General features: G+C 68.1%; 10 protein-coding genes. 3 read left to right on the top strand and 7 right to left on the bottom strand.

Going from position 1 to position 13779, the window contains the following annotated elements:
• Positions 1-18: 18 nt before the first annotated feature.
• Positions 19-585 (top strand): TlpA disulfide reductase family protein, encoded by a 567-nt coding sequence (locus tag RVU70_RS15615; RefSeq protein WP_363347908.1) that lies wholly within the window; start codon positions 19-21, stop codon positions 583-585.
• 4 nt (positions 586-589) lie between these two features.
• Here RVU70_RS15615 and RVU70_RS15610 read toward each other — a convergent pair whose 3' ends face one another.
• The 3 genes from RVU70_RS15610 to RVU70_RS15600 form a co-directional block, all read right to left on the bottom strand.
• Complete coding sequence (locus RVU70_RS15610) at positions 590-1240, bottom strand: MotA/TolQ/ExbB proton channel family protein (RefSeq protein ID WP_363347906.1); 651 nt, start codon at positions 1238-1240, stop codon at positions 590-592.
• A gap of 23 nt (positions 1241-1263) precedes the next feature.
• Positions 1264-2076, bottom strand: coding sequence for a hypothetical protein (locus tag RVU70_RS15605; protein ID WP_363347904.1), 813 nt, complete (start codon positions 2074-2076; stop codon positions 1264-1266).
• A gap of 168 nt (positions 2077-2244) precedes the next feature.
• Positions 2245-2625: a hypothetical protein gene (locus RVU70_RS15600; protein ID WP_363347902.1), complete on the bottom strand. Its 381-nt coding sequence runs from the start codon at positions 2623-2625 to the stop codon at positions 2245-2247.
• Between the two features lie 171 nt (positions 2626-2796).
• Here RVU70_RS15600 and RVU70_RS15595 point away from each other — a divergent pair, with 171 nt between their 5' ends.
• Positions 2797-3612, top strand: a complete 816-nt coding sequence (locus RVU70_RS15595) for a fumarylacetoacetate hydrolase family protein (RefSeq protein WP_363347900.1) — start codon at positions 2797-2799, stop codon at positions 3610-3612.
• 505 nt (positions 3613-4117) lie between these two features.
• On the top strand, positions 4118-5623 hold the full coding sequence (locus tag RVU70_RS15590; protein ID WP_363347898.1) for a DUF1236 domain-containing protein: 1506 nt from the start codon (positions 4118-4120) through the stop codon (positions 5621-5623).
• A 36-nt stretch (positions 5624-5659) separates the two neighbouring features.
• Here RVU70_RS15590 and clcA read toward each other — a convergent pair whose 3' ends face one another.
• From clcA to RVU70_RS15570, 4 genes are read right to left on the bottom strand one after another with little or no spacing between them, the layout of a single operon-like run.
• A complete protein-coding gene (gene clcA / locus RVU70_RS15585; RefSeq protein ID WP_363347896.1) occupies positions 5660-7036 on the bottom strand; it encodes a H(+)/Cl(-) exchange transporter ClcA in 1377 nt (458 codons plus the stop codon).
• Complete coding sequence (locus tag RVU70_RS15580; RefSeq protein WP_363347894.1) at positions 7033-7920, bottom strand: transglutaminase family protein; 888 nt, start codon at positions 7918-7920, stop codon at positions 7033-7035. The genes clcA and RVU70_RS15580 overlap by 4 nt, the downstream gene beginning before the upstream one ends.
• Positions 7917-10433, bottom strand: coding sequence for a circularly permuted type 2 ATP-grasp protein (locus tag RVU70_RS15575; protein WP_363347892.1), 2517 nt, complete (start codon positions 10431-10433; stop codon positions 7917-7919). Before RVU70_RS15575 ends, RVU70_RS15580 begins: the two co-directional genes overlap by 4 nt.
• On the bottom strand, positions 10423-13716 hold the full coding sequence (locus RVU70_RS15570) for a transglutaminase family protein (protein WP_363347889.1): 3294 nt from the start codon (positions 13714-13716) through the stop codon (positions 10423-10425). The genes RVU70_RS15575 and RVU70_RS15570 overlap by 11 nt, the downstream gene beginning before the upstream one ends.
• Positions 13717-13779 lie beyond the last annotated feature (63 nt).

Genomic DNA, 13779 nt, shown 5'->3' with positions numbered 1-13779 from the left:
TCGCATTGGAAAACATCCATGAACCGCATGTCGGCGTTCTTGCTTCTTGCACTGCTCGCACCCGCGCCGGCGGCGGCGGAAATCATCGGCGCAAACCCCTCGCGCGCGGTGACAGAAGCGGAGATGAGGGCGTCCCTGAAGGAAATCGCGCTCGCGGATGAAAGCGGCGCGCCCTTCGATCTGCGCGCGGCGATGGCGAACGGAAAACCGACCCTCGTGTCGCTATGGGCGCATTGGTGTCCCAACTGCATTGCGGAGATCGCCGGTTTCAAAGCGATCGCGGCGACCTGTCCGCAGCGCTGGAATCTTGTCTTCGTTTCGGCGCGCCCCGGCGATTACGCGAAGGATCTGGCCAAATTCAGCCGTTACCGGCTCCCCTGGCCGATCCACCGCGTCGGCGACGCTGCGAAGTCCAGCCCGGCGCAGGCGAAAGCCGCAAGGGCCTTCTATGGGACGACCGCGGACGGCGGCGTCTCGACGCCCTTGCATTATCTCCTGTCGTCCTCGGGCGTGGTGAACGCCATCGTCAACGGCAGACTGAATTTCGACGAGCCCGCTCGGCTCGCCGCCTTCTGCGCGCTCTAAGCCTTCAGGCGGCCCCCTTGGCGATTGCCTTTTTGGCAAGAGCAATCGCGTCGGTTGTCGCGAACTTCGTGATCCCCTCGCCGGCTTCGGCGAAAGCCGCGCCGATCCGGTTGTAGCCGATCGCCGCCGGAATGGCCGCCGCAAGCCCGTAGGCTGTCGCCGCCAGCGCCTCCGCAATGCCCGGCGCGACGACCGTCAGGCCGGTTTCCTGCGTGTGCGCGATGTTCGAGAAGCTGGACATGATTCCCCAGACTGTGCCGAAGAGGCCGACAAAAGGTCCCACGGAAGAGACGATCGCCAGATTCGACAGCCCGCCCCTCGCGGCGGCGAGGAATTCGCGCGCCGCCCGGTTCATTTGCTTGGAAATGCGTTCTCGCTTCTGAACTTCGGTTTCGCCCGGCAAAGAGACGCGCAGGGCGGCTTCGCCTTCGACGGCGATCGGCCATAAGACCCCGATCGGCCCTCCGGCGTCGGCGGACTTCAAAGATCGCGAAAGGCGAACGAGCACGAAGACGCCGTCGATGATCAGAAACCAGGTCCATACCGAGGCCATGACCAGCACGGCCATCACGACCTTGCTCACGGGCCCGGCGTTCAGGAACATGACCGTCGGCGAAAGCGAATTGACGATCAGCGGCGAAAGCGAATGGTCCATCGAAGTCTCTTTCTTCCGAGCGATTACTGGAAGGTGATGTGCTGGCTCGCATAGGCGGAGGCGCAATTGCCCGGGCCGCGAGAGGCCCCGACGATTCGACGCGCGAGCGCCTCGTGGGCCGGGGACGAGGCGGAGACGGAAATGCCCGAGATGCCGCCGCCGGGATTGACGTAGAAGGTCACATAAGCGGTTCCGGGACCCAGGCTCGTCGCGCCCGGCAGATGCCGGCGGATGGAAGTCGCGACCTGTACGAGGCACGCCGCCTGCGTCGCGGCCGAGCCCTGAGCCCGTCCGCCCGGCAATCCGAAGCGGCCGGCGACCCGCGCCGTTCCGGCTCCCTGTCCCGCGCCGCCAGGAACGCCATACCGACGCTTGTCCAGTGACGCCTCCCGCGATTTGGCGTCTGCAGAAGCGGCGCGCGAGGCGCGCTTCTTTTCCGGCGCCTTGGGCTTCTCTTCCTTCCGCGCGGGCGCGTCCGGAGACGGCTCGGCCGCCGCTTCCGGCTGCATGATGGGCGGCGGCGGAAGCGCCGCTTCCGGCTCTTCGACGGCGACGGCGGGCGCGTTTTCCAGCGCGCTGACGTCGAGCGTGTCGCCCTCTGGCGCGGGGTCGCCCGCGTCGAGCGAGTCCCCCTCCGGGATGAGCTCGGCGTCGATCGTCGCGAGATCCGCCACCTGGGGCGCGGGCCAATAAATTCCGGATGCGAAGAACGCGATGTGCACGAAGACGATCGCCCCTGCGAGGACCGGGTGCAGCCATGCAGGTCTCAGCGGCGGCCGTTGCGGAAAGGGGCTTTGCTCCTTTTCCGACCTCACGCTTGTAGCCAAGTCAACCATTCTTGAAGCCTCTGTCCGCGCCGCGCATGTGGCCTTCGCGCGCGCTATGGACCTTCAGCCGCGCGTCATCGCCTGCCCGCTAAGAAAGGGGATTCGATCGCCGCCCGACATACGTCGCTATCGCCAGCACCGCCTTCTCGCCGCTCGTCGCACGACGATTCGCAGGCGCTAGGAAACGAGCGACGGAGGCGCTCTCGGCGCGTTTGCAGGGTTCCTCGGCGCGGGCGCGATAAACGCCGCGACGCCCGTCCATTCGTATGTATCGGGCGCAGCGAGGCGAGGCCCTGCGCAGCCGTCGACGCCCTCGAGAACAATCGCGCCGAGTTCTGCGCAATGCGTCACGCAGCAGGCGTTCATGTGATGCTGGGGAAGCGTCGGAGCGGGCGTTCCCGAGTTCTTGCCATGCAGACAGGAAAGACCCGCCTCTGCGGGCGCCGCAGCGGCAAGGGGCGCGAAGGCGGCGAATGTCAGATGGAACACGGCCAACATGGCGATAAGCGCGCCGATGCGCCCCGCTTCGCCATTCAGCAATGTTCGAAATCGCGCCACTGCGAGAGGCCCTCCCAACCAGCCGAACGCTAGGTTTGATCCGACAGGGGGTCAAGACGGCGCTCGCGGCCTTTGCGAAGATCGCGTCACAAGGCCGCAGATTTCCCGTCTTGGGCCGCACAGCCCTATCGAGCGCTTGATGGAAAGGAATGTTTCGGCGCATTCTTCGCCATGAGCTCGTACGAAGTCGCAAAGGCCGCCGAGGCCGCGCGTCGCATCTGGTCCTGCTGGCAGGCCGGGGAGACGCTGGGGGAGTTGCCGGCGGAGTGCCGGCCCGCGAACGCATTCGAAGGCTACGCCGCGCAGGCGCAGCTCCCGGAAGTCTCGGGACGTCGCGTGCTGGGCTGGAAGCTCGCAGCGACCAGCGCGGTCGGTCAGGCCCATATCCAGGTCTCCGGGCCGCTGGCGGGGCGCCTGCTCTCCGGCAAGGTCTTCGACGACGGCGCGGAGCTGTCGCTCTTCGGCAATCGCATGCGCGTGGCGGAGCCGGAGTTCGCCTTCCGTATGGGACGCGACCTGGCGCCGCGCGAGACCGCCTACAGCCAGGACGAGGTCATGGGCGCCGTCGCCGATTTGCATCTCGGTCTCGAGGCGCCGGATTCGCGCTTCGCCGTCTTCGAAAAGGCCGGCGAAGCCCAACTCATCGCCGACAACGCCTGCGCCGGGCAATATGTGGTCGGCCCCGCGGCGCCCGCCGTCTGGCGCAGAATCGATCTCAGCCGGCACGCCGTGACGGGTAAAGTGACGAAGGCGGGCGGGGATTGCTGGACGCGGGAGGGCGTGGGGGCGGCGGTCCTCGGGGACCCGCGCATCGCCCTCACCTGGCTCGCCAACCGCCTTTCGTCGCTCGGCCTGACGCTGAAGGCCGGCGAAATCGTCACGACCGGCACCTGCATGACACCGCTGGAAATCGAACCCGGCGACGCCGTCGAAGCGGATTATGGGGCGCTCGGCCGCGCACGGCTGCGATTCGCCGCGGAAGCCTGAGGAGCCTCAAAAGCAAAAGACCGCCAGCGCCTCGGCGCTGACGGCCTTTGAAAAACCGGACCGCTCGCTGGGCCGGTCATTCGCTTACCTGGGCGATCAGAGACGCGTCAGGGTCACAGCGGAGATGATGACCATAGCCAACATGCAAGCGGGAATCAGCCAACCCATTTGAACCTCCCTCTGGGGAACGCCATTGATGGCGTCGTTATTTGCAGCTTTACGCGGGACGCATCTCAACGGAGGGGGCGTTTTTTGTCAAGCCCTATCACGCTTCCATCCACCTGAACGACGCGGCGCGGCGATGGGCGCGCGGGCCCCCCGCGCCCTTGGGGGCCTGCCTACAGATCACTGAAAAGACGAGGCTTTCGCCCGTCTGCACGGTGTCGCATGCGGTTCTGGAGCCCATGAACATTCAGCCCGCCGATGCGTTCCACGGCATCACCGATCCCAGCAAGCGCAACGGCCGCCCGCGGCGGGCGGCCCCGCTTCCGCCAAGGAGACCGCAATGCGAACAAGGCTTTTTCTCTCGGCGGCCGTAGCGACTCTGTCGCTCTGCCTCTCTCAGGGCTATGCGCAGCAGGCCGGACGTGGGCCATCGGGCGACGACGTCGCCAAGCCAGGCGAATCGACCCGCATGCAGAATGAGAAGGGTGCGACCGAGCAGCGCGGTGAGCGGCGCGACGAGCGGGCGCAGGAACAGAAGCGCGAACGCGGCGCGCGCGAGACAGGGGACGCGTCGGATCGTCCGGGCGCGGCGGCCAAGGACGAGGACAAGCGGGCTGCTGCAAAGGACGAGAGCAAGCGCGGCGCCGCGAAGGACGAGAAGAAGCAGGACGCGACCAAGGCCGAGGAGAAGCACGGCGGCGCCAAGAAGGGCGAGAAGCACGGCGCCACGACGCGGGAGGAGCAACGGGGCGCCGCGAACCAAGATCGCGACCGCGCCCCCACGGCCCAGGGCGGCCGGGAAATGGACCGCCAGGACCAGACCGGGGAAAGCGGGGCCACTCCCGGTGGGCGCACGGGGGCCGCGACCACGGACGCCGAACGCCGCGCCACGCAGGCTGAGGCCGACAAGGCCGGCCGGTCTGGCGAGCGGGCGGAGCCCGGCGCTGCCGACGCCGAACGCCGCGGAACGCAAGCCGAGGCGGACAGGACCGGCCGCGCCGGCCAGATGGAGCGCCGCGGCGAGATGGATCAACAACGCGGCAGGGACGGCTTCGACCGGCAGACGGGCGAAGCGACGCGCGGCGCGGGCCGGCGCGAGGCTTTCGAGGACGCGGGGCGCGACAGGCGGGGAGCCGGCCGCTTCCGGCTGTCTCAGCGGGAAAACACGCGGGTCCGTCAGATCCTGACCCAGCGAAACGTGCAACGAATCTCGCCTGACGTCTTCAGCCCGAGAATCGGCGCCGTCCTTCCCCCGAGCGTGCAATTCTACCCGCTGCCCTCGGATGTGATCGGGATGATCCCGCGGTTCCGCGGCTTCAATTACGTCATGGTCGGCGACGACATCGCCATCATCGATCCCGGCACCCGCGAGGTCGTGACCGTTCTGGACGAAGGCGGCCCCGGAGCCGCCTATGGCTACGGATATGGAGACGACGAGCGCTACGGCTACGACCGCCGCAACGGCCGCTCCTATGGGTCGGCGCGCAGAGACGATTACCGCGCGTCGCGTCGGGACGCTGACGACGACGATGACGATGATCGCCGCGCCGGGCCAAGGCGTCGGGGCGAAGCTTATGGCTACGCCCCGCGGGTGCGGCTCGACGACCGGCAGGAGCGCGCGCTCTATCGCGGGGTCATGAGCGAGGCTCGGTCGAATCTGCGGCAGGTTTGCGTGCGGGTGGGCGAGCGGGTTCCGGAATCCGTCGATCTGGAGCCGGTGCCGCGCAATATTGCGGCCCAGGCGCCGGACGCCGAGCGCTTCGACTACTTCGTGCTCAATGATCAGGTCGTGCTGGTTGATCCGGACACCCGGATCGTCGCCGACATCATCGAGCGCCCGAGGTGACGCAGAAGGGCGCCGGGGCCCTCCCCCGGCGCCTTTTCACCGGCGTAGCAGTCGTTCTCGCAACGCCTCATAGATCGGCGCCTCGCGCAGCAGGGTCGGCGCCAGCATGGCCGTAAAACAGGCGGCCAGCATCGGCAGCAGCAAGACGGCGCTGCCCGTCATCTCCGTGACCAGAACCATGCCCGTCAGCGGCGCCCGCACCGCCGCCGTGAACAGCGCCGTCATGCCCACCACGGCGAAAGCCTGAGGTTGGATGGCAAGCCCCGGCAGCAGCAGGCCGCAAACGACGCCGAAGAAGAGACCGGCGAGGGCGCCCAGCGCCAGCATCGGCGCGAAGAGTCCGCCGGGCGTCCCGGTCGCATAGGACGCCGAACCGAGGCCGAACCTCAGCATGAGCACGAAGGGCAGGATGAAGACGTCCTGCGCGCCGGAGAGCGCCGCCTGGGTGATATTCCCGCCGCCGCCGACGACGCCCGGCGCAAACCAGGCGAGCGCGCCGACCGCCGCGCCGGTCAGCGCCGCGCGCCATTTGACCGGCGTCTTGTCATAGGCCGCGAGCGTCGCATACAGCAGCCGATTGTAAAAGACGCCCAGACAGCCCATGAGCGCGCCGAACACGAAGAACAGCGGGCCGATCGCCGGCGCGGGATAATCGATGGGCGCAAGCGCGAACTCCGGCGCGTCGCCGAGAATGAAATGCGCGGTGGCGATCGCGGTCGAGGAGGCGCCGAGCGCGGCGATGGCGGTGCGGTGCTCGAATTTCTGCACCAGCTCCTCGAGCACGAAGACCGCGCCGGCCATGGGAGCGTTGAAGGCCGTGGCGAGCCCCGCCCCGGCCCCCGCGGCGAGCAGCGCGCGACAATCCCGCCAATCGCGGCCCGAGGCCTGACCGACGAGATGGCCGATCACCGCCCCGATCTGCACGCTCGGGCCCTCGCGGCCGAGCGCGAGGCCCGAGCCGATGGCGAGGACGCCGCCGAAGAATTTTACCGGCAACAGGATGAAGGGCGCGGGCGGCGCCTGGCCGTGCAGAACCGCCTCGACGTGCGGGATGCCGCTGCCGGAGGCGTGCGGCGAGAAGCGCCGAACCAGCCAGCCGGCGAGGGCGGCGGCGAGGGCGCAGAGTCCGATCACGCACAAGAGGCCAAGAAGCGCCCTGCCCTGCGCCCATGCGACGATGAGCGTGCGAAAGTTGTCGGCCGCGTCGAGCGACAACCGGTAGAAGGCGCCGACGACGCCAGCGGCGACGCCGACGGCGAGCGCCAGCGTCGCGAGGATGAGGAGACCGATCCGATCGTCCGGCGCCGCCGGCGGCTCCCCTTGCTCCCGCCGCCGCCAGAGGCTGTCGTCGGGTAGGCGTCCTTCCAGACGCCCCATGGGAGGCGCGGCCTCTGGCGGGGGCGCGTCGTTCACGACGCGCCGCTCACGGCCTTGATGTCCACGTTGACGGCGAGGGCCTGGCGCCCTGCCCCGACGATGACGCCGTCGATCGGCGACACATCCGCGTAATCGCGCCCGATCGCGACGGTGATGTGGTTGTCGTCGGCGAACATGGCGTTGGTCGGGTCCAGATGAATCCAGCCAAAGGGCTCGCCGCACCAAAGCGCCGCCCAGGCGTGCGAGGCGTCCGCGCCGTCGAGACGCGGCTGGCCGGGGGCCGGCGCGGTGCGAATGTAGCCGCTGACATAAGCCGCCGGCAATGCGAGGCCGCGCAGGCCGGCGATCATGATATGCGCGAAATCCTGACAGACGCCGCCGCGCCGCGCGAAAGCCTCGGCAAGGGGCGTCGCCACATGAGTCGCCTCGGGGTCATAGGCGAAGTCTTCCTTGATACGGGCCATCAGTTCAGCCGCGCCTTCGAGAACCGGCCGGCCAGCGGGAAAGCTCTCGCGCGCATAATCCGTCGCCGGCGGATGGAGCGGCGTCAGGCGGCCCGGGAAGAGCCAGTGCGCGGGCGTGCCCCTGTCCAGGCGTCTCAGGGCGCAGGCGTCGCGCGCGATGTTTTCCCACGGCGGGGTCAGGCCCGGCGCGGGCGGCTCGTCCCAATTGACCTCGACGCGGGCGGTCATCGCGACGCGCAGCCTTGCGTGCGGCTCGCGGATCATCGCCTCGACCACGCGATTGCCGAAGAAGTCGACGCTCTCACGCGTCGCCTCGGGGGCCGGCGTCGCCTCGATTACGCTTCTCAAGACCCGCTGGCCGCGGCCGTCGCGCGGCGTCAGCCGGATGGCGCAGCGCGTCGAGGCGACGCTCGCCTCATAGCTGTAGGTCGTGACGTGGCTGATGTCGTAGATCACGCGAATCTCGATCGCCTGTCGCCCGGAGCGGGATCGCTGGCGTGAGAGAAATACCGTTCCGAAACGGCGTTGGCGAGCGCCATCAGCCGTTGTTCGATCAGCAGCACACGCTTGCCGTCGATGCGGCGGGCGTCCTCGGCTTCGAGATCGGCGCGCAGCGATACGGCGATGCGCCGCTGCGGCTCCATCATCCCGTCGTCGGCGAGCGCCGGCAGCGCCGCCAGATGCGCGTCGATGCGGCGGGCCTGAAAGGCCACTGAGCGCGGATTGAAAGGATCGAGCAGCGCCATGTCGAGCGTCGGCGCCAGAGCGGCGCCGGCGAGATAACGGGAACGATAGGAGATCTGCGAATCGATGAGCTCCAGGAGCGCGTCGAGCGTCTCCAGCGTCGGATCGTCGTCGGCGAACTGCCGCACGTAGCGACAGGTGTTGATGGCGCGTTCGATGCGCTTGCCGAGATCGATGAAGGTCCAACCCGACACGCGGTTGAAGTTCTCGTCCATCAGACCCGACAGCGCCGCGAGCGTATGCAGCCCTCTTTCGCACATTTCCAGGATTTCTGGTTCGAGCGGCGCGGCGGGGCCATTGAGACGCGCGTCCAGACGCACCAGCAATTGCCAGATGTCTTGCGACAGGCGCTCGCGAACAATCGAGGCGGCGCGCTTCGCCTGCGCGACAATGGCGCGCGCCGAACCGTAGCATTTCGCGTCGCTGGCCGCCGTCAGCGCGATGGCCGCGCTGGAATCGGCCGAATCGACCGGCCCCGCGGCGCCCCAGGCGACGAGCAGCCGCTCACAGCGGTCGATCGGCTGGCGGCCCAAAATGGCGTTGCTCTGCGGCTCGGTCAGCCGATTGCACAGGCAGCGCACGACGCGCAGCGTGGCCTCCGCCCGCTCGAGATAGCGGCCCATCCAGAAGAGATTGTCGGCGGCGCGGCTCGGCAGGTTGCCGGGCACGCGCACGATGCGCGCGTCGTCGGTTGCGGGCAGCAGCGTCGTGGCCGGCTCGGGCCCGTCGTCGCCGACGACCCAGACATCCGCCGATTTGGCGCCTGCGCCCATCGAGATGGCGCGCGCGTCGCGGCGGTCGGACACGCGGCAAAATCCGCCGGGCATGATCTTCCAGCCCTCGGGCGTCGCCGCGGCGAAGACGCGCAGCGTGAAGGGGCGCGGCGTCAACGCCCCGCCGCGCCAGGCTGGGGTCGTCGAAAGCTGAACGACTTCCTGCGCCACATAGTCCATGCCGCGCCGCTTGATGGCGGCGACCAGCCGCGCGCGATGCTCGGCGTCGAGCTCGGCGCCGATCGCCGCGCGGCCGTCCTCGAGCCCCTCCGCCGTGTCGCCGAAGGCGGCGGCGATGGCGCGCTGGTCGATGTCGCGCAAAATTTCAGCGCGCTCCGCCTCCTGGCCGCACCACCAGGTCGCAACATTCGGGAGACGCAGATCCTCGCCCAAAAGCCGTCGCGCCAGCGCCGGCAGGAAGCTCATCAAGGCGCGCGACTCGACGAGGCCCGCCCCCGGCATGTTGGCGAGCGCCACGGCGCCCTCGCGGATCGCCTCGAACAGGCCCGGAACGCCGAGCCGCGACGCGGCGTTGGCCTCCAGCGGGTCGAGCCAGTCCGCGTCGACGCGCCGCCACAGCACGTCGGCGCGCTTCAGGCCAGCGACCGTGCGCACGTGCAGCTTGCCTTCGCTCGCGACCAGGTCCTCGCCCTCCACGAGAAGAAATCCGAGGTAGCGCGCCAGATAGACCTGCTCCGTATAGGTCTCGCTCCAGGGCCCCGGCGTCATCAGGCAGATGCGCGGATCGGCCCGTGTGGCGGCGGCGACCAGCCCGGCGCGAAAATCGCGAAAGAAGCCCGCGAGCCGGCGAACCCGCATCTCGCGGTAGAGGCTCGGAAAGGCGCGCGCCAGAATGAGCCGGTTCTCGACGGCGTAGCCCGCGCCCGAGGGCGCCTGGGCGCGATCGCCGAGCACCCACCATTTGCCGTCGGGCCCCCGCCCCAGCTCGGCCGCATAGAAACGCAGCCAGCGCCCGCCCACGGGCTTGACGCCGCACATCGGGCGGATGAACTCGGGCGAGCCCGCCACCGCCGCCGCCGGCAAAGCGCCTTCGGACACGAGCCGCGCTTCGCCATAAACGTCGCGCAAGATGCAGTCGAGCAGCTCGGCGCGTTGCGCCACGCCCGCCGCAATGTCCCGCCACTCGCTCTCCGTGACGAGCAGCGGCAGCCGACTGAGGGGCCAGGGTCGTTCGCGCGTTTCGCCATGAACGCGATAGGTCACGCCCATGTCGTTGATGCGCCGCGCAGCGGCGGCGAAACGGCTCTCGACTCCCTCCTGCCCGAGACCCGCAAGCGTTTCCAGCAGGCGCGACCACTGCGCGCGCGGGCGGCCGTCCGACCCGATCAGCTCGTCGGGGACGCCGGGTATTGGTTCGTAATCCTCGATCCAGGCGGCCAGCCGCCGCGCCTCGGCGCCTGGAATCGTCGCGGCCTCGCGATCAACGGCCAAAGCGCCTCCGTAAATCCAGCGTCAGCGGGAAGTCGTCCGCCGGCTCCTCCAAGGGCGGCTCCACGCGGCCCGGCGTGTGGCCATGGTCCTGGAACCGGGAGAGACGACGCGATTCCGCCTCGTGAAAGTTGACCGGAAAGGTGTCGTAATTGCGCCCGCCGGGATGGGCGCTGTGATAGACGCAGCCGCCCAGAGAGCGATTGCTCCAGCTGTCGACAATGTCGAAGGTGAGCGGCGTATGCACGGGAATCGTCGGATGCATGCCGGACGCCGGCCGCCACGCCTTGAAGCGCACCCCGCCGACCGCTTCGCCGGGGATCCCGGTCGAATGCAGAGGCACGCGGCGGCCGTTGCAGGCGACGACATGGCGGTTCGGCACGAAATGCTTCGCCTTCACTTCGAGACGTTCGACGGAAGAATCCACATAGCGCACCGTGCCGCCGACGGAGCCTTCCTCCCCCAACACATGCCAGGGCTCGAGCGCATGGCGGATTTCGAGCGTCACGCCGCCATGCTCGACAGAGCCGGCGAGCGGAAAGCGGAACTCGTATTGCGCTTTGAACCACTCTGCCTCGAAGGCGTAGCCGGCCCGCGCCAGATCGTCGAGCACGCCGAGAAAATCCGCCCAGACGAAATGCGGCAACATGAACTTGTCATGCAGCGACGTGCCCCAGCGGACGCAGTTCCCCTCCTGCGGCTCGCGCCAGAACCAGGCGACGAGCGCGCGCAGCAGCAATTGCTGCGCAAGGCTCATGCGCGCGTCGGGCGGCATTTCGAAGGCGCGGAACTCGACGAGGCCGAGGCGTCCCGTCGGCCCGTCCGGCGAATAAAGCTTGTCGATGCAGATTTCCGAGCGATGCGTATTGCCGGAGACGTCGACGAGGAGATTGCGATAGAGCCGGTCGACGAGCCAGATCGGATAGCCCCAATCGTCGGGTCCCGGCGTATTGGCGAGTGCGATTTCGAGCTCGTACAGCGCGTCATGGCGCGCCTCGTCGATGCGCGGGCTCTGGCTCGTCGGGCCGATGAAAAGGCCGGAGAACAGGAACGAGAGGGAAGGATGGCGCTGCCAATAGAGCACGAGGCTCTTGAGAAGATCGGGCCGGCGCAGGAAAGGCGAGTCCGCCGGCCGCACGCCGCCGAGCACCACATGATTGCCGCCGCCCGATCCCACGCAGCGGCCGTCGGTCATGAACTTGCTGGTGGTGAGCCGCGCGAACCGCGCCTCTTCGTAAAGCGTGGTCGTATTCGTCACCGCGTCGCGCCATGAGGCGGCGGGGTGAATGTTGACCTCGATGACGCCGGGATCAGGCGTCACCTTGATCACCTCGAGACGCGGGTCGACCGGCGGCGGATAGCCTTCGATGTGCAAGGGCATGCCGAGATCGGCCGCGGTCGTCTCGACGGCGACAAGCAGCTCCAGATAATCCTCGAGCCGCGTCACGGGCGGCATGAAGACGCAGAGCACGCCGTCGCGCGGCTCGACCGCGAGCGCCGTGCGCACCACGCCCTCGACGATCGACTGGCCGCGAATCTCCTGCCCGATCGCGCGCGTTTCGCTGTAGATTTTCTGAAAATGCGACGGGTCGGGAAGCGCCTCGCGCTCCTCCATCGGGTCCTGATTGTGGACGTAGGGATAGACCGAGGGCGGGACCCACGGCAGCGCATTCAACGGCAAGCGCAGGCCAACGGGCGAGTCGCCCGGCGCGAGATACAACTTGCCGCGCCGCAGCGGCCAGCGTTCCGAGACCCACCGCTGTTCGCCACGCGCGTTCCAGCGCTGCACCGGCAACACATAGCCCGCCGGCGTCGACAGCCCACGCTCGAAGACGCGCACCATGCGCGCCCGCTCTTCCGGGTCTTCGATCTTGGGATCGCTCGGATCTGCGTTGATCGGCAGCGCCCCTTCCTTCAACATCCAATGCGCCGGGTCTTCATAGGCCGGGATGACGTAATCCTTGCCGACGCCGAGCGTCTCGGAGAGTTCGAAGCAAAAGCGCGCGGCGTCGAGGGACTCGGCGGGCGCGGCGTTGCTTCCCATGCCCGAGACGAGCGCGGGGTTGTTCCAGATCGGCTTGCCGTCCTTGCGCCAATAGAGCGCGAAGGCCCAGCGCGGCAGGCTCTCGCCGGGATACCATTTACCTTGTCCGTAATGCAGAAAGCCGCCCGGTCCAAAGCGGTCGCGTAAGCGCCGGATGAGTTCGTCGGCGCGCACGCGCTTCGTCGGGCCGACGGCGGCGGTATTCCATTCCGCTGATTGGAAATCATCGATCGAGACGAAGGTCGGCTCGCCGCCCATGGTGAGGCGGACGTCCTGCGCGGAGAGGTCGGCGTCGACCTTCTCGCCAAGCGCGTCGAGCCGCTTCCAGGCCTCGTCCGAGAAAGGCGCGGTGATGCGCGGCGCCTCGCGGATGCGGTCGACTCGCATCTCGAAATTGAAATTGCATTCGGCGGGTTCGACCAGCCCCGAGACGGGCGCGCAGGAGCGGTAATGCGGCGCTCCGCACAGCGGCAGATGCCCCTCCCCGCAGAAGAGCCCCGACGTCGCGTCGAGCCCGACCCAGCCGGCGCCGGGAATATAGACTTCCGCCCAGGCGTGAAGGTCGGTGAAGTCGTGATCCGTTCCCATCGGACCTTCGATGGGATCGAGGTCTTCCTTGAGCTGGATCAGGTAGCCGGAAACGAAGCGCGCGGCGAAACCGAGCCGGCGCAGAAGTTGGACAAGCAGCCAGGCCGAGTCGCGGCAAGAGCCTGAACGCAGGGCGAGAGTCTCCTCCGGCGCCTGCACGCCCGGCTCCATTCGGATCACATAGCGAATGTCACGCTGGAGCCTGGCGTTGAGATCGACGAGGAAGTCGATCGTCCGCAGCGGCTCGCGCGCAATCGTTTCGAGATAAGCGTCGAAGGCCGGGCCCGCGGGCTCGATTTCGAGATAGGGCGCGAGTTCCGTCTCCAGTTCGGGCTTGTAGACGAAGGGAAACTCCTCGGCGTAGGGCTCGACGAAAAAGTCGAAGGGGTTGAAAACCGCCATCTCCGCCAGGAGATCGACCTCGATTTTAAATTCCCGCGCCTTCTCGGGAAACACCAGCCGCGCCTGCCAGTTGCCGTGCGGGTCCTGCTGCCAGTTGATGAAATGCGTGGTGGGGAGAATTTTCAGCGAGTAGCCGGTCACCCGCGTCCGGCAATGCGGCGCGGGTCTCAGGCGCACGACCTGCGGCCCGAGGGCTACGGGGCGGTCGTATTTGTAATGTGTGACGTGATGAAGCGCGACTTGGATCGACAAAGGGGAGCGCCTTTCGCGAAGCGGCATGGTGCGCCGCGAAAGAATTTAGCGGGAGCACAGGCG

This window comes from Methylocystis echinoides, from assembly GCF_040687965.1.
In the GTDB taxonomy this organism is placed as follows: Bacteria; Pseudomonadota; Alphaproteobacteria; order Rhizobiales; family Beijerinckiaceae; genus Methylocystis; species Methylocystis echinoides_A.
This window is presented reverse-complemented; position numbering and strand designations above follow the sequence as displayed.

Excerpts from the sequence above, each read along its gene's own strand:
- RVU70_RS15615 (WP_363347908.1), top strand. The coding sequence starts at position 19 with ATGAACCGCATGTCGGCGTTCTTGCTTCTTGCACTGCTCGCACCCGCG.
- RVU70_RS15610 (WP_363347906.1), bottom strand. The coding sequence starts at position 1,240 with ATGGACCATTCGCTTTCGCCGCTGATCGTCAATTCGCTTTCGCCGACG.
- RVU70_RS15605 (WP_363347904.1), bottom strand. The coding sequence starts at position 2,076 with ATGGTTGACTTGGCTACAAGCGTGAGGTCGGAAAAGGAGCAAAGCCCC.
- RVU70_RS15595 (WP_363347900.1), top strand. The coding sequence starts at position 2,797 with ATGAGCTCGTACGAAGTCGCAAAGGCCGCCGAGGCCGCGCGTCGCATC.
- RVU70_RS15590 (WP_363347898.1), top strand. The coding sequence starts at position 4,118 with ATGCGAACAAGGCTTTTTCTCTCGGCGGCCGTAGCGACTCTGTCGCTC.